Source organism: Thermococcus sp. (assembly GCF_015521605.1).
In the GTDB taxonomy this organism is placed as follows: Archaea; Methanobacteriota_B; Thermococci; order Thermococcales; family Thermococcaceae; genus Thermococcus.
The window spans coordinates 22111-42607 of record NZ_WANV01000016.1 but is presented as its reverse complement, the minus strand read 5'-3'; the positions used below and the strand labels follow the sequence as shown (position 1 = coordinate 42607).

Annotated in this window: 21 protein-coding genes; 13 read left to right on the top strand and 8 right to left on the bottom strand. The window is 53.1% G+C overall.

The annotated features are described in order from the left end of the window. Window positions 1-362 precede the first annotated feature (362 nt). From F7C11_RS02715 to F7C11_RS02690, 6 genes are all read left to right on the top strand, one after another. Window positions 363-869 carry a DUF402 domain-containing protein gene (locus F7C11_RS02715; RefSeq protein ID WP_297090700.1) on the top strand — a complete coding sequence of 169 codons (507 nt, stop codon included), beginning with the start codon at window positions 363-365 and terminating at the stop codon, window positions 867-869. 1 nt (window position 870) lies between these two features. After that, window positions 871-1173, top strand: coding sequence for a DUF167 domain-containing protein (locus tag F7C11_RS02710; protein WP_297090699.1), 303 nt, complete (start codon window positions 871-873; stop codon window positions 1171-1173). Between the two features lie 83 nt (window positions 1174-1256). Next, window positions 1257-1826 (top strand): hypothetical protein, encoded by a 570-nt coding sequence (locus F7C11_RS02705; RefSeq protein ID WP_297090697.1) that lies wholly within the window; start codon window positions 1257-1259, stop codon window positions 1824-1826. A gap of 59 nt (window positions 1827-1885) precedes the next feature. After that, window positions 1886-2809, top strand: a complete 924-nt coding sequence (locus F7C11_RS02700; RefSeq protein WP_297090695.1) for a hypothetical protein — start codon at window positions 1886-1888, stop codon at window positions 2807-2809. Continuing rightward, window positions 2806-3621, top strand: a complete 816-nt coding sequence (locus F7C11_RS02695) for an ATP-binding cassette domain-containing protein (RefSeq protein WP_297090693.1) — start codon at window positions 2806-2808, stop codon at window positions 3619-3621. Before F7C11_RS02700 ends, F7C11_RS02695 begins: the two co-directional genes overlap by 4 nt. Window positions 3622-3673: 52 nt before the next feature. Continuing rightward, complete coding sequence (locus F7C11_RS02690) at window positions 3674-4279, top strand: hypothetical protein (RefSeq protein WP_297090691.1); 606 nt, start codon at window positions 3674-3676, stop codon at window positions 4277-4279. A gap of 14 nt (window positions 4280-4293) precedes the next feature. Here F7C11_RS02690 and F7C11_RS02685 read toward each other — a convergent pair whose 3' ends face one another. Continuing rightward, window positions 4294-5298 (bottom strand): phosphorylating glyceraldehyde-3-phosphate dehydrogenase, encoded by a 1005-nt coding sequence (locus F7C11_RS02685; protein ID WP_297090689.1) that lies wholly within the window; start codon window positions 5296-5298, stop codon window positions 4294-4296. Window positions 5299-5455: 157 nt separating this feature from the next. Between F7C11_RS02685 and F7C11_RS02680 the strand changes: the two genes are divergently transcribed. Next, window positions 5456-6214 (top strand): molybdopterin-binding protein, encoded by a 759-nt coding sequence (locus F7C11_RS02680; RefSeq protein ID WP_297090772.1) that lies wholly within the window; start codon window positions 5456-5458, stop codon window positions 6212-6214. 67 nt (window positions 6215-6281) lie between these two features. After that, complete coding sequence (locus F7C11_RS02675) at window positions 6282-7109, top strand: translation initiation factor IF-2B subunit alpha (RefSeq protein WP_297090687.1); 828 nt, start codon at window positions 6282-6284, stop codon at window positions 7107-7109. A 37-nt stretch (window positions 7110-7146) separates the two neighbouring features. Here the strand turns inward: F7C11_RS02675 and F7C11_RS02670 are convergent, their stop codons facing one another. After that, window positions 7147-9270 carry a DUF4350 domain-containing protein gene (locus tag F7C11_RS02670; RefSeq protein WP_297090685.1) on the bottom strand — a complete coding sequence of 708 codons (2124 nt, stop codon included), beginning with the start codon at window positions 9268-9270 and terminating at the stop codon, window positions 7147-7149. A 138-nt stretch (window positions 9271-9408) separates the two neighbouring features. Here F7C11_RS02670 and F7C11_RS02665 point away from each other — a divergent pair, with 138 nt between their 5' ends. Then, window positions 9409-9924, top strand: a complete 516-nt coding sequence (locus F7C11_RS02665; protein WP_297090683.1) for a cob(I)yrinic acid a,c-diamide adenosyltransferase — start codon at window positions 9409-9411, stop codon at window positions 9922-9924. Here the strand turns inward: F7C11_RS02665 and F7C11_RS02660 are convergent. The 6 genes from F7C11_RS02660 to F7C11_RS02635 all read right to left on the bottom strand — a co-directional run bounded on the left by F7C11_RS02660 (window position 9917) and on the right by F7C11_RS02635 (window position 15635). Then, window positions 9917-11161 carry an MFS transporter gene (locus F7C11_RS02660; protein ID WP_297090681.1) on the bottom strand — a complete coding sequence of 415 codons (1245 nt, stop codon included), beginning with the start codon at window positions 11159-11161 and terminating at the stop codon, window positions 9917-9919. The two genes, F7C11_RS02665 and F7C11_RS02660, sit on opposite strands and share 8 nt — an antisense overlap. Then, window positions 11158-12405, bottom strand: a complete 1248-nt coding sequence (locus F7C11_RS02655; RefSeq protein ID WP_297090679.1) for an MFS transporter — start codon at window positions 12403-12405, stop codon at window positions 11158-11160. The genes F7C11_RS02660 and F7C11_RS02655 overlap by 4 nt, the downstream gene beginning before the upstream one ends. Window positions 12406-12478: 73 nt before the next feature. Beyond that, the gene (locus tag F7C11_RS02650) at window positions 12479-13138 is read right to left on the bottom strand and encodes a DUF4097 family beta strand repeat-containing protein (protein ID WP_366927980.1); all 660 of its coding nucleotides are present in this window, start codon (window positions 13136-13138) and stop codon (window positions 12479-12481) included. Next, entirely contained in the window at window positions 13122-13796 is a 675-nt protein-coding gene (locus F7C11_RS02645) for a hypothetical protein (RefSeq protein WP_297090677.1), read from the bottom strand. The genes F7C11_RS02650 and F7C11_RS02645 overlap by 17 nt, the downstream gene beginning before the upstream one ends. Before the next feature lie 130 nt (window positions 13797-13926). Beyond that, the gene (locus tag F7C11_RS02640) at window positions 13927-15228 is read right to left on the bottom strand and encodes a hypothetical protein (protein WP_297090676.1); all 1302 of its coding nucleotides are present in this window, start codon (window positions 15226-15228) and stop codon (window positions 13927-13929) included. Continuing rightward, window positions 15225-15635, bottom strand: a complete 411-nt coding sequence (locus tag F7C11_RS02635) for a helix-turn-helix transcriptional regulator (protein WP_297090674.1) — start codon at window positions 15633-15635, stop codon at window positions 15225-15227. Before F7C11_RS02635 ends, F7C11_RS02640 begins: the two co-directional genes overlap by 4 nt. 141 nt (window positions 15636-15776) lie before the next feature. Between F7C11_RS02635 and F7C11_RS02630 the strand changes: the two genes are divergently transcribed. The 4 genes from F7C11_RS02630 to F7C11_RS02615 all read left to right on the top strand — a co-directional run bounded on the left by F7C11_RS02630 (window position 15777) and on the right by F7C11_RS02615 (window position 20487). Next, entirely contained in the window at window positions 15777-16655 is an 879-nt protein-coding gene (locus F7C11_RS02630; RefSeq protein ID WP_297090672.1) for an AEC family transporter, read from the top strand. Between the two features lie 89 nt (window positions 16656-16744). Further along, window positions 16745-17215 carry a hypothetical protein gene (locus F7C11_RS02625; RefSeq protein WP_297090670.1) on the top strand — a complete coding sequence of 157 codons (471 nt, stop codon included), beginning with the start codon at window positions 16745-16747 and terminating at the stop codon, window positions 17213-17215. Between the two features lie 21 nt (window positions 17216-17236). Continuing rightward, window positions 17237-17824: a hypothetical protein gene (locus F7C11_RS02620; protein ID WP_297090668.1), complete on the top strand. Its 588-nt coding sequence runs from the start codon at window positions 17237-17239 to the stop codon at window positions 17822-17824. Then, window positions 17821-20487: a calcium-binding protein gene (locus F7C11_RS02615; RefSeq protein WP_297090667.1), complete on the top strand. Its 2667-nt coding sequence runs from the start codon at window positions 17821-17823 to the stop codon at window positions 20485-20487. Before F7C11_RS02620 ends, F7C11_RS02615 begins: the two co-directional genes overlap by 4 nt. Window positions 20488-20497: the final 10 nt, after the last annotated feature.

Genomic DNA, 20497 nt, shown 5'->3' with positions numbered 1-20497 from the left:
AACAAAAACACTTATTAACGCACCAAATGCTATCAGAAAGCCCACAAGAAAGAGATTTTTAAAACCATAGATGTCTTGGATCTCTGAACCATAGATAGATGCCACAACAATTGAGCCAAAAATACTAGCGCCAAGGAACCAAGCGAGATCGGTCAAGTTGTATTTGACTGGCTTAACGCATATCTCCCCCATTTCCCTTCTCCCTCCGGGTATTTATGTATTTCCCTTCTCCCGAAGGGTAATATACTGCGGAAACGTAAGACGAAGCCGGGGGGACAAAATCAATTATCTTGAACGCTACGTTTCACAATTCAATCAGCCAGCTTTTTAACCTCCACAGCCTACTCAAAAAGGGAGCTCCAATGCCAGCCAGAATCCACCTCATCTACCGCCGCATTCCCAACCGCGTTCTGGAGCGAGATGACGAGGTAGTTGCGGATTTGGGCGACGTCATCGTCGCTAAGTCAACCTTCTCCGGCATGCTCGCCCCGCTCAAGGTGAACGGCGTGAAGGTGGTAGACAACGGCTACAACATGCTCTACTTCGCTTTTGTTGGTAAAAACTACGACGTCCTAAAGGTTTACGACAGGGAAGGGAACTTCAAGGGGCTCTACATCGACGTTCTGGCCTACACGAAGAGGGAAGGGGACACGCTTGAGATGCTCGACCTCTTCCTGGATATCTTTGTCTTTCCGCACGGGGATACCTTCCTAATCGACGAGGACGAGCTTGAGATGGCCCTGAACTACGGGTTGATTGACAAAGAAACCTTCGACTTTGCCTACTCCATAGCCGGGGAAATACTCGAAAGGCTTAAGCGCGGGGAGTTTCCTCCGAAAATCGTGTGGGAGTACGAGTGGAGGGATTGAGATGGCGAAGTTCCTTAAGGAGACGAAGGAAGGGACGCTCCTTCTCATCTACGTCCAGCCGAAGGCGAAGAAGAACGCGATCGAGGGGATAGACGAATGGCGTGGCCGATTGAAGGTCAAGGTAAAGGCCCCACCCGTTGAGGGAAAGGCGAACAGGGAGGTGGTCAAGTTCCTCTCCAAGCTACTCGGTGTGGAGGTCAGCATCCTGAGGGGGGAAACGGGCAGGGAAAAAGACCTGTTCGTGAAGGGACTCAGCGCGGAAGATGTAAAGAAGAGGCTGGGACTTTGGTGGGTTATGATTTAAAGTATTTAAACAATTGAACCAAAACCTATAAAAAATACTATCGTTCAACGTTTAACTGCCCACCACTAAATGGGGGGGGGCATATGAACAAGAAGAAGTTGGCAGGAACAATCTTCGGAGTTGTCGTTTTAGTGATTGCAGCAATAGCAACACCGGCAATTGCCACGAACAGTGGAGTTATAACTCTTGACACAATTCTACATGGCAGTTTCTCAACTGCTAAAGTGTACATTGCAGCCCAGTATGCTGTGCAAAATAGGCAATTTCAGTTAGGTCCTAGTACTAGAGTTCACTTTGGTTCATCTAGCGGAACAGGATCAAATGCATACTGGTACACAACGGATTCGTACACCGCACCAGCTACTATACAAGCACACGGAACATGGCACCTCGATGCTCTTACTCATTATGGACTAACAAGGGCATCTTATGATGGGTCGAGTGAACTCCAGATATACCTTGAACCATCGGGAATAACGCCAACAGCCAAAAACATCTTGCCTCAAGAAAAGCTCCCTATTGAATCTGTTGGGAGCACACAGCTTAAGCTGAGGATTATAGCTTACGTTGATAGTCATGGGGGTGTATCTATCAGCAGATACCTAACTGAAAACGTTGGAGTTTCAATCGAGATACCAGTTGATATTGAGTAATTTTGTCTTTCTACTTTGTTTTTAGTATCTAGTATCTAACAGCTAGGGAGGAGTTCGAAATGAAAAGGAGAAAAACCTACACAGTATCAGGGTTCATTTTAATCCTGCTTGGGGTTGTCATCGCGTCATATCCTGTAATTGGATACTGCGCTTCAGCCTACCTCAAAAGTCCCCATGCCGTTTTAAAGCCCGGGAGCAACTTCGTTTACGCGGGGTACTTCCCTACCGGAGATTCCAACCTCCTCCTGGTTTACAACGTCACATACGTTGGGAATAACAAGTTTCAGGTCAAGTTTGACCTTTACAATGTAACCGGTCAGAACCACACGACTATAATCTACTTCACAAGCATTAACAATCCCGGAAAAATCACTGGAAACCCCAAGCGCATATCCGAAAAAACAGTAATCCTGAGCGCGAACGACCCACTCATAAAAACCCTCTTTCCGGAGAGCAACATAACGATTCACGCCCTGAACTATTCCAAAACATCAAAGCTAGCAATCAGGAAAATACCTTTTTCGTTTGATTTCTCGCCCTATTCACTCGGATTTCCATATATCTACGCTCCTGACCTACCGGAGTCCCTCGCAAAGTACAGTGATGAGGTTGCGTACTACCGGGCTGAAGACAGGTACTTTGCCAGAACATTGATTGTAGTGGGTCCAAACGTTTCCCTTCAGTACAATTCAATTGTGGACGGAATGCCCACACACGTGCCAATTGGCGTTATACCCGAACAAATTGACCTTCAGAAATTGGTGCCGGATAATATAGTTTCAAATACCACGTGGAGATACATTGAGAGCTCATACCCAACAATTACGCTTCTGGGTCTACTTAGAACCAACGTTCAGCCGACTCATCAGAACTGGCTCGGGGGAGTAAAGTACAGCTTCACACAGTACAGCGGCCCCGTTGACTACGTCCTAATCCTTATGGGAATAGTTCTCCTGATACTTGCGGGGAGGGCTGGCCAATGATTGTTGAGGCCAAAAACCTCGGAGTCAATTACGGAAAAACATGGGGGATAAAGAACTTGACCTTCAAAGCGAAGGCTGATAGGCTGGCCCTTATCGGACATAACGGGAGCGGGAAGACGACACTTCTTTCCGTTCTCGTCGGAATTAAACATCCAACGACAGGAAGTGCCAGAATAAACGGGTGGGAACCATATAAGAGGAAAGACAAGTGGGTTGCCATAAGGTACTCCTTTGAGAAACCCCAGTTTAGAATCCCAGTTAAGGTGCGTGACTTGGTGGAGACACTCAGAGTAAATCCCATGTGTTCAAAAATAGACGAGCTTGTTGAGGTTTTAGGGATAGCCTCGTTCTTGGACAAGAGGATAGACTCCCTCTCCAGCGGACAGGCACAGCTATGTAACCTACTGGTGGCACTTTCCTGTGACTCAGAAGTCGTTATTCTGGATGAACCAACTGCGCACCTTGATTCCTACAGGGCAGGCATTGTGGACGAGCTGATATCCAAAAGAAAGGGTGTAATAATAGCCACCCATGATGTTGAAGAGGGAGAGGCCGTGGCCGATTACTTTCTAATTCTAAAGGAGGGTCAACTGGTATGGCATGGTGGAAGGGCGGAACTCTTCTCCAATGACGTTTATGAGGTAACTTTGATTGAAACTGGGACTCAACTGCCCTTTGAACCTATTTACCGCTTTGGAGCAACTCTCATCGTGAAGGCTACCAGCCATGAACTGATAGATATGGTGATAAATGGAGTAATAGCAGGGTTTAAGAGGGCGGGATTGCGCTATGTTTACGCAAAAAGCAGTTAAATGGTACACCAAAAATCTATTTCCCCATCCGGCAACGGAGATACTGCTTGGGATGATGGTACTCAGCACTTGGTATTCTCTGACGGACGTCCGGAACCTTGGGTTTTACGAGTTTATGGTCATAGTGGAGGCTGTGTTTCTCCCAATTTACGGCATTCTGATAGCATCTCATATTTTCAGGGGTTCAAGAGTGACCCTATTTGAGCTCACCCTCTTCAATGGACCCGATGGAGTTTTTCTTGGGCGTCTAACTTCGGCATTTCTTGGACTGGCCGTTGGTATTTTCAGCGTTGCATCTATCACATATATCCAGGGGTACTCAAGATTGGCACTCTCTGTCCTTGTTAAACTGCCCACATATCTTGCGATAATGATGGCTCTGATGGTCTGGATGGACTTCATAGGGGGCATAATATCCTTCTACATATTGACATCTGCAGTTCCAATGGCACTTTTTGTGCTTTTTACAAAGCCGTACTCTCCGAGCACTGCTATCAGCTTACTTGCATATTTCCTGGCACCTATTGGTGCGACAGTTGATTCAGGGAAACTTTCCGTCCCCGTGTTGTCAGGGTATACAGGGACTCTTGTTTTGTCGGCATTAATGATACTGTTCTCTTATACCAGTTTTAAAAAGAAAGACTTTGAGCCACAATGATAAAACTAAGAGGGTCATTTCAGAATCCCAAGGCTCTCGTTCGTCTTCCTTATGCTCTCCCACTTTTCGGCTATCTCGAACATCGCCCTTATCGCGTCTATGTTCTCCGGAACTACGTCGCTCTCCTGGTGCACCGCCTGGATGTAGAAGAGCCTGTCTCCGCGGACGCTGATGCTCTCCTTCCAGACCGCTATCTCGTAGAGGTTGTTCCACTCGCGGTGCAGATCCCTGGCGAACTCTATGAGCTGGGCGGTGCTCTCAAAGCCCTTCTCCTTCTCGAAAAGGAGAACGCGGGTGGTGTTCTCAAAGATATCAATTACATCCTTCTCCGTCAGCGGCTTTTTGAGTTCAACCATCACGCTGTGGACGTGCATGAGCGTCGTCGGGACGACAAAAGCTGATGTTTCGATGTTTATCGGGATGACCGTCTGGACGTCCGGTCCGTGGTGGGAGGGAACCGTAACGCTAGGCTTTATGGCGTTCACCGGACCGCGCCTGGTGTCGTTCGGGTCTGCCGCGCGGCGTATCATGACGGCGTAAACATAGTCGATGTACTCCTGAATGGCGCTGAGCGTTCTGGTCAGGCCGGTGGTGTTGCACGAAACGACGCGGACGTAGTCTTTTCCCAAAGCTTTCTCGTAGTCGGCCTGGGCCACGAAGGAGACCTCCGCCACACTAGCCTTCTCGCCGCCCTGGAAAATCGCCTTAACGCCGGCCTTCTCGTAGAGAACCCTGTTCCTCGCCCCCATCCCTCCCGGGGTGGCGTCGATTATGACGTCGACCTTTTCGAGCAAATCTCCGAGCGTCCCGGCAACCTCAAAGCCCGCCTTCTCGAACCTCGGCAGGAACTCATCGCTCGCGGCGTAAACTGGAATCCCGAGCTTTTTAGCGCGGTAAGCCTCAAAATCCGGCTTCGTTTTGGTGACGCCGATGAGCTCCATATCGTCCTGCTTCGTGACCGCGTGGGCGACGCGCTTTCCTATCGTCCCGTAACCGTTAACTCCAACCCTCACCTTCATACTACCACCGGAGAATTTTACAGCCGTGAAATACTTAAGCGTTGTTTTCACTCGTGGTGAAAACTGCCCCCCAAGTCACAGGATTTTTACATCTTCGTGCAAAGGGTTTCCGCTGGGATTATAAGCCATTCCGCCGGAAAGTTTACCGGTGGTTGGAATGTTCGCAGAGATACTGACGATCGGCGATGAACTGCTCACCGGCAACACCATCGACAGCAACTCCGCGTTTATTGCGCAGAAGCTCACCGAGAAGGGCTACTGGGTGAGAAGGAAGACAACGGTTGGAGATGACGTTGAGGAAATCAAGAGCGCAGTCAGAGAAATTCTCAAGAGGGGACCGGAGGTTCTGGTCATCTCCGGCGGTCTCGGGCCTACCCACGACGACGTCACGATGCTGGCCGTTGCCGAGGCCCTGGGAAGAAGGTTCGTCCTCTGCGAGCCGTGCCTGGAAAGGATAAGGGATTTCTACCGGAGGCTCTACGAGGAGGGCTACATAGACGACCCCGAGCTCAACGAGGGGCGGAAGAAGATGGCATACCTGCCGGAGGGGGCGGAACCGCTGGAGAACACCGAAGGGGCGGCTCCTGGAGCCTACATCGAGCACGAAGGCGTTAAAATCTTCGTCCTCCCGGGAATGCCGCGTGAGATGAAGGCCATGCTTGAGAGGGAGGTCCTCCCGAGACTCTGTGAGAGGGAGTTCATTCAGAAGAAGCTGCTGGCCGAGATAACCGACGAGAGCAAGCTGGCGCCCCTTCTAATTGAGGCCCTGGAAAGGTTCAACGTGAGGATACACTCCTCCCCCAAGGGCTTCGGGAAGTACATCGGGATAATCATCTTCGGAGAGAGCGAGGAGGAAATAGAGCGCGCGAAGGCCTTCCTTGAGGGGAGGGGAATTCGCTTCGAGGAGGGCTGGTAGCGAAACGCTGATAAGGGAAGGGCCGAATTAACGGCGTTGGATGTTAACCGGCTGAGTGGTGTCCCCAATGCTCCCGGAGGAGGTTCGGTCGGTCATCGAGGAGATGAGGGCGGAGAGGATCAGGGGTGCAAGCTGGCTCGCCAGGAGGGGTGCCGAGGCGTACATACTCCTCTCCGAACTGCTTGAGGGAGAAGAACTCAAGAGGGCTCTTGAGGACATGAGGAGAGAGATCCCGGCCGTCAACAGGACGATGGCGTCCCTCTACAACCTCGCGAGGTTCGTACCCATAACAGGCAACCCTGACCTGGTGAGGTCGAAGGCTGAGGAGTTCATCCGGCTCGGGGAGGAGGCGAAGCGCGAGATAGGCAACATCGGAAGCGAGCTGATAGACGAAAATGAGGTTGTAATCACGCACTCCTTTTCCTCGGCGGTTCTTGAAATCTTCAGGGCAGCCAAACGGAAGGGCAAGCACTTCCGGGTCATACTGGCGGAGAGCGCGCCGGACTTTGAGGGCATAGCCCTCGCGAGGGAGCTCGATTCCCTCGGTGTCCCCTTTGAGATCATAACCGATGCCCAGATGGGCCTCTTTGCGGAGAAGGCCACCCTCGCTTTGGTCGGTGCCGACAACGTGACGAGGGACGGGGCGGTGGTCAACAAGGCCGGGACGTACCTCCTTGCCCTCGCCTGCCACGATAACCGCGTTCCCTTCTATGTTGCCGCGGAGAGCTTCAAGCTCCACCCGGAGCTGAGCTCGGAGGAGGTTGAGATAGTCGAGAGGCCCTATGCGAGGCAGGGCTACCGGGTCAGAAATTTCCTCTTTGATATCACCCCTTGGCGGTACGTCAGGGGGGTCATAACCGAGTTCGGAATCCTTGTACCTCCAAAAGAGATCTAGCCGACAATACAAACCGAAAAAGGGGAAAAGAAGGGCCTCAATCCTGGTGGGCAAGCCATAGGAGGACTCCCTTGACGAACGGCCAGTTGGTGTTGATGTAGTTGCCGTAGTAGGCGTCACTTATGGCCTTGCTCGAACCGTAGGCAACTATCCTGCCCTGGCCAACCTCCACGGCGGCGGCTATAACTGGCCTGGAGCCCTTCTCGTAGATTACGTTGCCGTCCCTGTCCTCGGAATACGCTGTCTCATAGCCCCTCACAAGCCAGGTTACGCTTCCGCTCACGGTAAGGGTGTCACCGTTGTAGTACATCTGGTGGTCGGCTGTGAGGAACTTCATGGCAGGATGGTCCAGGTTGTAGATCCCAACGAGCGGGAACCACTTCCTACCGGTGTTCATCTCGTCGTCCATGAGTTCGTCGTTGTTGAACTCTATTCCGTATTTACTAACGACCTTGTTGAGGCTCTTGTAATAGACGTGCCCGTAGTAGCTCTCACCGAGTATGAAAAGGCCGCCTCCGTTCTCCATGAACTCCTGTATTGCCTGCGCCTCTTCGTCGGTTATGTCCTGACTCGGGTTGGTGATTATGAGCACGTCATAGTCCTTGAGCTTCTCATAGGTTATCGGCTCCGTGTTTATATCGACTATCCAGCCGAGCTCATTCTTGATGTTCTCTATGAGGGTTGCCATGCCGTTCTGGTCGGTCTTGGTCGGGTTGTAGTACTGGCCGTGGGACGCATCGATGAGAACCTTGATTATCTTGATCGTCACGTTGGTCGAGGGGGTGACGTTGGTCTGGTTCGCGGGGGTCTCATTTCCGGGCATGGTCTCGTTGCCCGGTGCCGGTGCGGGCGGGTGGCATATCGGCTTCACCTGCTCATACGTGCTGTGGAGTATCGGAAGCACGAACTCAAGCTCCTTCATGACGTCTCTGCCCATCATTGCCGCCTTTCTTATGTGAACCATGACAGGGTAATAGTAGGCGTTCCTGTAGGGGTTCTGCTGGATGAGGAGTCCCTTGAGCGTGTTGTAAAGGGAATACTCCCTCTGTATCTCTTCCATGGTGCCGTTGATCCACTTGATTCTGGACTCGAGGTCTCCGAGGCTGACCCCACAGGATGTGAGCTCGCCGACGAGCCAGGTCATATTGTCGTAAAGCGGTGTTATGTTGGCCATCTCCTTGTTGTAGAGTCTCTCGTAGTAGGGTGTGAGGCCGTAGGAGAGCTGGTACGGGTTGGGAATGACATTGACCGGAACTATTTTTTCACTCTCCTCAGCGATGACTGTCAGCGTGTGGCTTCCGGTGGAGCGGGGGATTACGTAGAACTCAACAACTTTGCTCTCTCCGGGGGACAGGGTGAAGTCCGTGGAGTACACAGTAACTCCATCAAAGGTGGCGGAAAAACTTACGTTACTGGTAGTGTTGCCGCTGTTGAACACGGTCGCACGAACCCTTGTGGGAACCTCCTCCATGAATGCGTAGTATTCAACGTCCGTTACCTTGACTGCGGGGTTGTAGAGCTGGTACTCCACGGGAAGGACCTCATAGGAGTACCTATAGACATAAACAACCCCGACGAAGTACTTGAACTTTGCTCCAGGTTCCAGTGTGCCGGGAAGGCTTGAACTGGAGAATATGTACGCTTCACCGCTTCCGTCGTCTATCCACAGCTTGGTGTACCAGCTGTCGTACCTGTCAGTTATCTTTGCATCCACGAACTTGACGAGGACGCTCTGATATTCGGGCTTGCTGTAGTCGGCGGTGGGTATTAGGACCGGCTCGGGCAGGGGGGCACTTCCAATGACTGAATAGTATTCGCCGTACTGGGGATTTACCGAGAGCTCTCGGAGACCGTTGTAGTATTTGGGATATCCGTAGACCTCCACCACATCCCCCTTCTGGACGGAGGGGTATGATTTGTATCCGGTATACACGTAGATTCCGGTGTACGCGCCGCTTCCGTTCTGGATCATAAAGCCATTGCTGTCTATATAGGTCACCACTCCCGTGGTTGGAACGTCACCCGCGTATGCGTAACTGTCGAAGTTCTGGTTGAGTTCGACCAGCGGGATATAAGTTGCCGCCGCCGCTGGCTTTAGAGTCCATGCAGGTGTCAAACTCAAAACCAAAATAAAGGCTATTATCAGCGCTGATTTCCTCATAGGCACCACCCAAAAAAGAAGGCTTCCGATGTATAAATAAGTTTCCCCGTGTTTTATCTCGGCCATTTATCACTGATAGTGTATCATATTGCCCAAAAAGAATAAAACCTCGGGCCTCGAAACGTTTCCGGTGATGCCATGTCGATAACAACAAAAACGGGCGATAAGGGTTTGACCGGTCTCTTTACGGGCGACCGTGTGGCAAAGTATTCGCCCATAATGGATGCCAACGGCACGATAGACGAGCTGGACAGCTTCCTTGGCGAGGCCAAGCACTACGTCCCCGGGGAGATGGTGGAGATTCTCGAAAAAATCCAGGTTCAGCTCTACGACCTCATGGCCGAGCTCGCCAGCAAGGGGAAGTACTCAAAGGTCGGTGAGGATGATGTCGAGTGGCTCGAAGGCCTTATTCATAAGTATGAAAACGAAGTTCAGCTGAAGGTTTTCGTCCTTCCGGGCTCCACCATCGCCAGCGCCAAGCTGGACATCTGCAGGACAATAGCAAGGAGGGCCGAGAGAAAGGTCGCAAAGCTCGTCCTCGACTATGGATTCGGAGATAACGTGCTGGTATACCTCAACAGGCTCAGCGACCTGCTATTCATAATGGCAAGGGCAATAGAGAAGAGGGAGGGCAAACTGAGGGAGGTCAGGTAGCCTCCCCGTTTATTCCCTCCCCTACATCACCGAGCAAAATTTCCCTGTACCTGAGCCAGTAATGGACCACAACCGCGGCCTGCACCACCCATATCGCAAAGGCCACCGACCAGGCGGCGTAGCGATCAATCAGCGGCCCAACTGCAACGAGACCGAGGGGTGCTGAGATGTTCACAAGGAGGGCAAGAGCCGAGAAGACCCTGCCCCGCAGCTCCGTCGGAATGGCGCGCTGGATTTTGGCGTTGAGCGGGACGTTTATTATCGCGTTGCTGATGCCCCAGAGTACTCCAACGGCGGCCAGGGTCAGGAAGGCCGAGTCCCTCGACAGACCTGCAAAGGGGGAAACCACCCAGACAAAGGCGAGTACCATTATCCCGTTGAACGCCAGCGCCTTAAAGAAGAACCGTCCGGCCTTTTTGCCCAGCTTTACGGCTATTATGACGTTTCCGAGGAGCATTCCCCCCATGAAGAAGCTCTCAAGAAGTCCAAACTGCTGACTCGTGAACTTCAAAACCTCCCTGAAGGCGTACGGCATTATTACCGCTCCAAACGGCTGTCCAACAGCGTTCATAAAGAGCGCAAAGCCCATGAGAACCATGAGGTATCTGCTCGACCTCAGAAACGCGAGCCCCTCCCGGATATCTGTTATCACATCTCCAATGTTCTCTATCTCGCGGGTCTTCCATTCGTATCTAATCAGCGCCTCAAAGAGGCCTGAACCGAAGAAGCTGACCGCGTTGATAAGGATTGCCAGCCTTATCCCACCGAGGGCGTAGATGACGCCGCCAAGGGCCGGACCTACAAGCCGGGCTATTATGGAGAACGAGCTGACGGTGGAGTTTGCCCTCTCCAGCTCCTCAGGTTCAACGAGGTCGGGAAACATCGCGCTCGTGGCCGCGCCGAAAAACGTCCCCATAACCGCCATTATGACCTGAACAACGAGGAGCTGGTAGATCCCGAGGAAATTAAAAGCTATCACGCCGAAGAGCAGAACGCCCCTGAGGATGTCGAACCAGACCATCAGCCTCTTCCTGTTGTAGCGGTCGCCAATAACCCCTGCAAAGGGCATGATTATGAGGGAAGGGATTATGTCCGCCAGGACGAAGAGCGTCATCATGGAACCGCTGTGCGTCTTGTCGAGGACGTAGAGGGGCAGCGCAACCTCCTGCACCGCCCATCCGAGCTGGCTGATAAAGCGCCCGACCGCGAAGAGCCAGAAGTTCCTGCTGAGGCTCACGGCACCACCCCCACGAGCTCAGACCCAACGGCTATAACCGCCTCCCTAAAGCGGAGGTAGTAGTACAGCGTTATCAGGGTGCTTGGGATCGTGAGGGCCAGGACTATAACCGACGTCCCGAGGGCGTCCAGGAGTGGCCCGACGAGGGCCATGCCGAGGGGCGTGGTGGCGAGCATTATGGTCTCCATTGCCGTGAAGAATCTGGAACGGACCTCGTCCGGAACCGCTTTCTGAAGCTTTGTGAAGAGGGGCACGTTTACCAGGGTGTTAAAAAAGCCCCCCACGACCATTACCGCCAGCAGGAAGGGATAGGCAAATCCACCAAGTGCGGGGTGCGTCACGAAAGCCAAGCACATGATGCTGAAGAGCTGCACAAAGATCGCCCGGAACAGAAAGTCCTCCGACCTCTCCCCAAGCTTGAGTGCTATGAGAAGGTTTCCGGCCAGGGCCCCCAACGTTGCCGCCGTCCCGATGCTTCCAAACTGGATCGCGGAGAGGCCGAGCTCAATCCTCGTGAGGTACGGAAGGACGACGGCAAATATGGGGTTGAGGAGGGTGTTCAGCAGTATTCCGAAGCTGACGAGGATCAAAACGCTCCGGGAGCTCCTCATGAAGCGGAAGCCCTCAACCATGTCTTCCCATATCTCCGCAAGACCTGAAAGCTCGCGTGTTTCCCGGTGATATTCGATCAGGATTTCAAACAGTCCCGAGCCGAAGAAGCTGACAGCGTTTATGAGGATGGCGAGCCTCAAACCCCCAAGCGCATAGATTAAACCCCCGAGGATTGGACCGAGTATCCTGAGTACCTGCCCCCCGCTCTGGAGTATTGAGTTCGCCCTTGCCAGTTGCTCCTTCTCCACCAGATCCGGAAACATTCCCACTATCCCGGCCGAGAAGAACGCCCCGATGATGCTCATCGCCATCTGAACGGCCAGGAGCTGGTATATCCCGAGGAGGTTGAAGGCTATAACACCAAAGAGCAGGACTCCCCTCGCTATGTCAAGGCCATACATGAGCTTCTTCCTGTCGTAGCGGTCGCCTATCACCCCGGCTATGGGATTCACGAGCAGCCTTGGAATCAGCTCCGCCATCACGAAGAGGCTCATCATCGCTCCGCTGCCGGTCTTATCGAGTACGTAAAGTGGAACGGCGACATCTTGGATAACCCAGCCAGCCTGGGATATCCACCTGCCTGTGGTATAGAGCCAGAAGCTCCGGCCCATTCCCCGGAAATTATCGAACATATCATCTAACCCCCTAGCTTCCACATTCAGACCCCGTTATTTGGTTGCAGAATTGAATAATCAAAGAATTAAATCAAAGGAGCTCGACTCTCACCCCACCGTTTACGGTGCTCGCCTTTACCTTGTAGGTCCCGGCGCCGATGACCGGATCCTCCGGATCAATCCCAACGAGCCTCACTTCTCCGTTGACCCTGCTGGCCACTATCCTCGCATCGCAGAAGTCCGAGAGCCGAACCACCACGTCCCCGTTGACAGTGCTGACCTCGACGTCATCCTCAAGCTCCTCGATGGTCAGGGATATTTTCCCGTTAACCGTTGAGGCCTTGAGCGGGCCGGCCACCACCAGGTGGGCATTTATCCCACCGTTTACGGACTTCAGTAGTCCTGCCTCGCATTCTTTGAGCTCGATCGTCCCGTTGACGGTCGTGGCCTCTGTCAGCTTCACATCACGGGCGGTTAGTTCACCATTCACGTTTCTGACCTTTACCACGGTGCCCCTTGGAACTTTGACCTCTATTTCGGCCCATCCCGAATCCCTGAGAAGGTTGAAGAACTTCTTTTTCTGCTCCTCCTTTATGATGAGCCTGCTTCCCCTCTGCTCAATGCTCACGTTGACCTCGCCGTGGAGGACGTAGTTCACCTCCACGTGCTCGTTTTCCCACCCCTCAATCTTCACCTGAGCACCAACGGTGTTCAGTTCAACTTCCCGGACGTTTTCAAACATCATCCTCATCACCTTCCCAGATGGACAACTTCAGTATTCCTCCAATATCCGCCCTGAGCGTTACCGTGTTCCTTCCATCACCAAGGACGGAGTCTTTCGGTTTGATGCCTTCCAGCTTGACGACCCCTCCGTTCTCCTCGACCTTTATCGAGGCATCGGAGTCGATTGGGATGGCCAGCTTTAGTATCCCCATGTTGCTGACAGCTCTGATGTCTCCATCGAGTTCCTCAACCTTTAGGGCGACTGTACCGGCTATTGCCATTACGGAGGCCTTCTCTCTCACCATAACTGAGCCGCTGAGGGTGGAGACGACAGAGATTAGGTCTCCAATGATGCATCCTTTTAGCGAGGTCTTGCACTCGTCGACCGAAAGGCTCTCAAAGCGCACGCCCTCTGCCTTGACCTCTCCCCTCTTAATTCCCACCGAAACCGGAACACCGAAAGGGACGCGGAGTTCAAGGGGTTCCAGGCTTCTGTCCCTCTTTATGGTCTTCCCGAGCTTCCATAGGGCCTTGTAGTCAACAGAAAGCCTGCCTTCTTTGACGTGGATTTTGATCCCATTCTCCGAGCGGGGGTTCAGCTCCACATAGTCCCTGTCCCAGGCCGCTATTTTGAGGTCAACGTCCACGAGCTTCATCCAGACCTCCTCGATGCCTTCAAACCTCACACCCATCCCTCCGGGAGGAAATCAAAAAGGGGCCTTTCGTGCCCCGATGCTCTTTTGAGCCCTTCATTCCCGTTTCCATTCACTGAATCTTCCTGCGAGGGCCTCTGAACGGCGGTGGCTTCCATCTCGCTCACCCTAAGTATCCCATCAGCTGGTCGAGGAGCTCCTTCACGCGCCTGTTGAGCAGGGTTCTGTCTATGCCGAGGCCCTCTATCAGCTCGGCGCTCTGCTCTTCGACTATATCCTTCGCCTTCCTCATGACGAGTCTGTACGCCGCGGGGTCCTCCACGGTGTAGGCTCTCCCGCCAGCCCTTATCCTGACCCTACCTTCTCTGGCGGAGATGACGACGTCCTCGATGCGTATCTTGGCCCTTCCCCTGCCAACGCTGACAGAGACATCGCCCGAGCGCAGGGATACGGTCTCACCGAGGCTGAGGCTCTCGTTTCCGCTCCTGTAGGTCACCCTCTCACCGTCAACTTCGATGGAGTACTCGTCCGTCTGAATCTTCAGCCTGTCCCCAACTCTGGTCAGCTGGAAGCCGTTGCGGAGCTCTCTGATGGTCAGCATGTCCGCCGGGGGCATCTCCGGATTTCCCTCGCGGAACCTCATTGGGCCTATCTTGACCTCCTCACCGCCCGGCGTCTCTATGACCTCGATGAAGGGCAGCTTGACGTACTCGAAGCCCTCCCCCTCGTAAACTTTGACGAAGCCCAGATCAACCACGCTATCCCTCTTGCCCTTCCGGTAGAGCCTCTCGGGATTCACGAGAGTTTCCACGTTCTTCACGAAGCCTGGATCGGCGGGAACTTTTCGTCCGGCTATATTCTCCTCGGTCCATACTATCACAGGGCTCAGGAGTTTCTTCGTTATCTTTCCAAGCGGTGTCTCCGCCTTTACCGTGACCTCACCGTCTATGACCCACCCGACTTTCCTCCGTCCAAACTTCACGGGATAGGCCTTGCCGCTTCCTTCCAGCTTCACCTCTCCAAAATCCGCGCCGCCGAACTCGTAGGCCTTGCCCTCCACCTTGATGTCGAGCCTCCTTTCGTCAAACTTCGCCAGGAGCACTCCAGCTATCACCAGAACCACCGCGTATGCAAAGGCCGTTCCCGCGTAGTTGTGGAGCGTCTCAGACATTCCCAGCCACTGACCGAAGAACAGGAAAACACTCGTCCAGAAGAAGCCCTTGGCCAGGGCAAAGACCACTCCGCTTATCGTCACGCCGAACCACTTGCCGACCGAGAGCAGCTCGAAGGCGAACAGGAGAGCCACTATGGCGTATACCAGCTGGTCGTTGTACGCATCAAGTCTCAGCGGCCCTTTGAACAGCCATGCAATGAGCAGTATCGCCGTGAGGGCCTTGAGGTACTCGGCCACCCTAAATCTCGGGCCTTCGTGCGAGACGGCCCTGTACTTCCATCCAAAACTCATTCTTCCACCTCCTCAAGGGCAGTTATTATCTCAAGCAAGCGCAAAAAGAGACGTCCGTCAGGCGAGATCTCATACTTGTCCGCCCGTCTCACCATCCGAGTTCTCACGAGGAGTTTCAGGTGGTGGGAAACTGTGGGGCTCTCAACCCCGAGGGCATCCTTTATCTCCTTGAAGCCCATGGGCTTCTCGGAGAGCATCTTGAGTATCCGTATCCTGTCGGGATTGGCGAGGGCCTTGAGAGTCTTCGCGGCCTTCTCCTCATCAATCTCCGGCAGGGCTCCCCCCTCAAGCTTTCGCCGGAGGCGCATCTTGATGGAGAGCATTACCTCATCCACCGGGTCGATGCTCTCCTCCAGCACCTCCAGCCTTTTCTTCAGCTCTTCGAGCTGAACTCTGAGATCCTCCATGCTACCACCAGGTACATATTTTTGTAGTACACTTTTCTGTACCTAACTGGCACTGTAGGTATATATAAGTTTATCGGTGGGGGCGCAGGGACACCAAGCAGAATTCGACATACTTTTAAACGCTAAGTCCAAGCTTTTAGCATGGACGTCTACCAGATGCTCGCGCTCATAGCGGTCGGCTACATCCTCAAAAGGCTGATCAAAGATGACAGACTCTTCAAATGGCTTAACCTCTTTTCAACCCGAGTTCTTCTCACGCTGTTCGTGTTCGGCAACGTGGCGAGTAAGGATTTGAATTACCTCCTGAGCATAAAACTCGTCTTCCTTTACGTGCTCCTCGTAATAGCCCTGAGCCTCGGTCTCTCCTATCTCTATGCCCGCCGCTTTGTTGGGGACGAGAACTGGGCAGGGGCGCTCATGATTCTCTCTACCTATCCGAACACCGCAGCGATGGGCTTTCCGATAGCGAGCCTCTTTCTCGACGACATAACCCCGGCGATACTCTACTCGACGACCAACAGCCTCATCGTCCTGCCCCTTGCGACATTCATAGCCGCCCACTACTCCAGCGGAAAGGCCTCGGTGAAAAACAGCCTCGTTAAGGCGCTGAAATTCCCTCCAACGGCGGCCAATTTACTCGCCCTGGCGCTGGTTCTGGCCGGGATTAAGCTCCCGGCGTGGCTCCTCGAACCGGCCAAGTCCATAGGGTGGTGGAGCATACCCCTCCTCCTCATATACTTCGGTTCGATAATAAACCTCCGCGAGTTCAGGGTGAGGCACCTCGTTGAGGTGGGCCTCTTCAGGAGCGTCATCCCCTTCATCTTCGTCTTCCTGACGCTCAGGGGGGCGGGCGATACCTATTACGCCGTCCTTGTAGAGGCCTCTATGCCTCCGGCGATAATGGCGAACGTGATTCTGGCTCACTACCGTCTGAAGGCGGAGGAGGGAATCGGGGTGACGGTCGTTCTGACCCTGCTAGTGCTTGTACTCTTTGTCATTTTGGCAGCAGTCTTGAAGTAATTATTGAAAAACGTCAAATTATTGGAGGGAAAAAGTAATAAGCTATTCCAGAAAAACCTTGTTATTACGTCTCCCTAGGGTGTTGGGATATGGGAGACCCCCATTTAAATATCTGGAACACACAGAACCCCACGTTCCATTCAAAAGTAGGGGTGAGCTATATGGGACTTTTTGGGAAGTTAAAGTCCGGATTAAGTTCTGCCGCCAAACACCTAAAGACCGTCCATTTTAGAATGAGTGCAGGAGAACTTGCCGAGAACTGGGGAAAACTCCACTCCGTTGGGAGTGTATACATCAGCTTCAAGGAGAAGTCTGAACGCTACGAGCTTGAGAGCGTTTACAGGACCAATGAAAGGGGCAAGGAGATAGTTGAGATATGGTATCTGGAGGAAGTCGAAGAGTACGAGGATGAGGAAGAAGAGGTGTCGAATCCTGTCTATGAAAGCCAGAGGAAGAAGCTGGAACCCAAACATGAGGTCTGGATCCACATGAGTGAGGCTCAGTATGAAAAGCTGATTGAAAAGCATGGGGACTTCCTCCGCCGGTTTAGGGTGACTTAATCTACCCTGGGGGCAGTAATCTTGAGGTGGGGAAGGCTTTTTCTCACTGGGTTAATAGCCCTCCTCGTTCTGGCCAGCGGATGCACCAGCCCGAACACGGGGACTTCAACACACTCAGGTTCAGCAATTGAGAGTTCTCATTCCTCGGGAATAGAGACGACTTCCACAGGGACGGGTGAGACTCCAACCACTGCCAGACATCCAACGGGAGTCCAGACGCACAAATTGCTCAACCGAACGGTCGCGATAAACGCCTCACTCGTCCCGGATTCTGTATGGGAATGCTCCGATAAGGCGCCGGCAATCATTGAAGGCTATTACAGTGCTGTCAAAAAAGAGGAAAACGTTTCCGGCTTCTTTGACCTCTCTGTCGTTGACGAGGACTCCTTAACTGAACTCCATGAGGTGCTCTACGAGGCGGTTGACTTCGGGGACCTGAAGGTTGAGAACGTAGAATGCTTCCCGGTGAGCACGAAGCTCGTGGCGTGCAAGTACCACTACTCAGCCGTTATCGCCAAGGACGGTCAGCAAAAGGACATTGAAAGAAACTACGTCACGTTCCTCTCGGGGGACAACTGCGGAATAATCTGGACGGAGGCAGAAGGATGAGGCTCGCTCCACTTCTGCTCATGGGACTTTTAGTGCTCTCAATAATCTCGGCACCCATGGCCTACTCAAACAGCGGCGGAACTGACCCGGAGAACCTCGACTCCGACGGCGACGGTTTAAGTGACGCCTTCGAACTCTCCCACGGGAGTTTGCCCAACAACCCGGACAGCGACGGCGACGGTTTGAGCGATAAGCTTGAGTTCCTCTATGGAAGCGACCCGATGAGGCCGGACAGCGATGTTGACCGCTTAACGGACGGTGAAGAGGTTCTCAAGTATGGAACGAGTCCCACAAACCATGACACGGATGGAGACGGCCTTTCCGACTACGATGAGCTGAGGGGAAGGTATCTGGTTCCGGGCGTTGAGAAAGGGGTTCCCAGCAACCCGACTACGCCCGACACCGACGGAGACGGATTGGATGACTACTACGAAGCCCGCGTCCTCACGTATCTCTACGGCAAGGATAAGCCGTTCTACACCAACCCTGACTGGGACGGGGATGGAATTCCCGACGGAGAGGAGCTTTACCTCTTCGACGGTAGGTATCCAGTAGATGCCCCCTTCTACAACGCCGTGATGTCTCCCCCACCGAGTCTGCTCTTCAATACAGCATACTACCTCTGCTTCCTCAGCGAAGACTGCGACGGTGATAGCTTAAGCGATAGGGAAGAACTGAAACTTGGAACCATCGTTTACAAGAAGGACACCGACGGAGACGGCCTCTGGGACGGCTGGGAGGTCAAGCTCGGCACAGACCCCTTCAACGAAGATACCGACGGCGATGGGCTGAGCGACCTGGGGGAGGTTATGCCCCAGCTGGTGAATATGAAGCTAACAGGTCAGGTTCCATCCTGGCTCCCACAGAATCCCGACGAAGTGGATGTTTGGGACGGAGCAAGTGAAGCTGAGATAAGCCTGTCGAGGTACATTGAATACTACCTCGTTAACTCGGCTGAGTGGAAATACCTCCTCTGCTCATTAGATGAGAAAAGCCTAACCGTCCAGCACGGCCTTCCTGTGGACGTTTTCAGGGGAAAGACCTTTGAGCACGAGGGAGAAACCTGTTTCCTTCTCCCCAGCACGGACCCGACAAATCCCGATACCGATGGTGACGGGCTGAGTGACTACGATGAGCTTCACTTCGAGTACGTTTACACCACCTACAACAGAAACGACAACTCCACTTCCATCGTTGAGGGAAACCCAATAATCCTCGACCCGACCAATCCCGACACGGATGGCGACGGTCTGAGAGACGGAATCGATCCCGTTCCGGCCCATTACGACTTTGACGGAGACGGCCTGATAGAGGACAATGCCTGCGCCTTTGCTTTAGACTGCGACAAAGATGGCGTTACAGATAGAACGGAAAATCTTTCGAAGACCGACCCTGCCAATCCCGACACAGATGGAGATGGCCTTACCGACTGGGAAGAACAGTTCTGGTACAGCACGAACCCCCTCGTGCAGGACACCGACGGAGACGGCTTTACGGATTTTGAGGAGGTCAAAGCGGGAAGCGACCCCAACAAGCCTAACTCCAAGCCTCCGGCACCGCCATCGGTGGAGAAGCCCGAGTATAAAAAGGTGGACACAGCAATCAAAGAAACTCCAAGACCAAAGGTCCACAGGCACATCGAGTTCCTCCTTGATGGAAAGAAGATTGAACCCGATGCCTTCATCACCGTGGTCGTTGATAGTGACTCGGCCAGCTTTGAGATAAAGGTCGACCCTCTAGTTATAACCCTCCCGAACGGAAATGAAACGGAGTACGAGCTTACGCGGGTGTCAGTATGGGGAGACGACAAGGACAGGCTGGAAAAAATGAGCGATACGGCATACACGCTGAACCTTCCCAATGTTACAAAGATAGGCTCTGACTTCGTCTCATTCATGGTGGAGCTTCGCTTCTCCAGCGGGGATGACGAGAAAGCTTATACCTACGAGTTCAACATCGAGGCGAAGTATAAAGCAAAACCCGAGGTCAAGCTCGTGAGTTCCCAATGGCTCAACAGCACCGATGTGGGGCTTCTCTACTTCGAGTGCCACCACTGTAAGAACGTCACGATAAGCGCGCCGGGAGCTTTAATCAACGGAAAACCCAAGAGAACCATTGACTTCGGCTCGACGAGACCGCTGAAGTACTTCTATGCAAGACTCGTCCCGAAGCGCTACGAACTGCCCGGAGAGAATGATGTCGGCGTTATCTACACCAGATATGAGGATAGCGTTGAAGTCCTCAAGACTGGAAAGGACATAGGGGTTCTAACCGCCAAGATGGTGGAGGCTAGGAGCGTTGGAGCAAAGATAACCTACGGGATGGTGGCGTTAGCTAAAGGCGTGAAGACGGTAGTTGGTGGCGTCGAGGCCTTTATTCCTGAGGAAGAGAATGCACCTAAGACGGAGGGGGTTGAGGTTCCGGATTCCCTGCGCTTTGACAAGGAGGCCTTCAAGGAGGGCCTTCTCGACTGGGTGAAGGAACAGCTTGTTGACAAGACCTTCGACTACGTTACTGAAAAGGCCGTCCAGTACGCCAACGAGGCAGAAATGGAAGCGAGGAGGGAAAAAACCACATACCACGTGACTGTGAAGGCCTGCAACGAGTACTACTGCGAGGTTTACGCCTTTACCGTTTCGGGCTACGGCTACCAGTTTGAATGACCTCCGGTCT

What these genes read in the sequence shown, in the direction of transcription:
- F7C11_RS02615 (WP_297090667.1), top strand. Translation starts at nt 17,821, where the DNA reads ATGAGGCTCGCTCCACTTCTGCTCATGGGACTTTTAGTGCTCTCAATA.
- F7C11_RS02630 (WP_297090672.1), top strand. Translation starts at nt 15,777, where the DNA reads ATGGACGTCTACCAGATGCTCGCGCTCATAGCGGTCGGCTACATCCTC.
- F7C11_RS02695 (WP_297090693.1), top strand. Translation starts at nt 2,806, where the DNA reads ATGATTGTTGAGGCCAAAAACCTCGGAGTCAATTACGGAAAAACATGG.
- F7C11_RS02700 (WP_297090695.1), top strand. Translation starts at nt 1,886, where the DNA reads ATGAAAAGGAGAAAAACCTACACAGTATCAGGGTTCATTTTAATCCTG.
- F7C11_RS02685 (WP_297090689.1), bottom strand. Translation starts at nt 5,298, where the DNA reads ATGAAGGTGAGGGTTGGAGTTAACGGTTACGGGACGATAGGAAAGCGC.
- F7C11_RS02655 (WP_297090679.1), bottom strand. Translation starts at nt 12,405, where the DNA reads ATGTTCGATAATTTCCGGGGAATGGGCCGGAGCTTCTGGCTCTATACC.
- F7C11_RS02710 (WP_297090699.1), top strand. Translation starts at nt 871, where the DNA reads ATGGCGAAGTTCCTTAAGGAGACGAAGGAAGGGACGCTCCTTCTCATC.
- F7C11_RS02665 (WP_297090683.1), top strand. Translation starts at nt 9,409, where the DNA reads ATGTCGATAACAACAAAAACGGGCGATAAGGGTTTGACCGGTCTCTTT.
- F7C11_RS02670 (WP_297090685.1), bottom strand. Translation starts at nt 9,270, where the DNA reads ATGAGGAAATCAGCGCTGATAATAGCCTTTATTTTGGTTTTGAGTTTG.
- F7C11_RS02715 (WP_297090700.1), top strand. Translation starts at nt 363, where the DNA reads ATGCCAGCCAGAATCCACCTCATCTACCGCCGCATTCCCAACCGCGTT.
- F7C11_RS02625 (WP_297090670.1), top strand. Translation starts at nt 16,745, where the DNA reads ATGGGAGACCCCCATTTAAATATCTGGAACACACAGAACCCCACGTTC.
- F7C11_RS02675 (WP_297090687.1), top strand. Translation starts at nt 6,282, where the DNA reads ATGCTCCCGGAGGAGGTTCGGTCGGTCATCGAGGAGATGAGGGCGGAG.
- F7C11_RS02635 (WP_297090674.1), bottom strand. Translation starts at nt 15,635, where the DNA reads ATGGAGGATCTCAGAGTTCAGCTCGAAGAGCTGAAGAAAAGGCTGGAG.
- F7C11_RS02690 (WP_297090691.1), top strand. Translation starts at nt 3,674, where the DNA reads ATGATGGTACTCAGCACTTGGTATTCTCTGACGGACGTCCGGAACCTT.
- F7C11_RS02650 (WP_366927980.1), bottom strand. Translation starts at nt 13,138, where the DNA reads ATGAGGATGATGTTTGAAAACGTCCGGGAAGTTGAACTGAACACCGTT.
- F7C11_RS02640 (WP_297090676.1), bottom strand. Translation starts at nt 15,228, where the DNA reads ATGAGTTTTGGATGGAAGTACAGGGCCGTCTCGCACGAAGGCCCGAGA.
- F7C11_RS02680 (WP_297090772.1), top strand. Translation starts at nt 5,456, where the DNA reads ATGTTCGCAGAGATACTGACGATCGGCGATGAACTGCTCACCGGCAAC.
- F7C11_RS02705 (WP_297090697.1), top strand. Translation starts at nt 1,257, where the DNA reads ATGAACAAGAAGAAGTTGGCAGGAACAATCTTCGGAGTTGTCGTTTTA.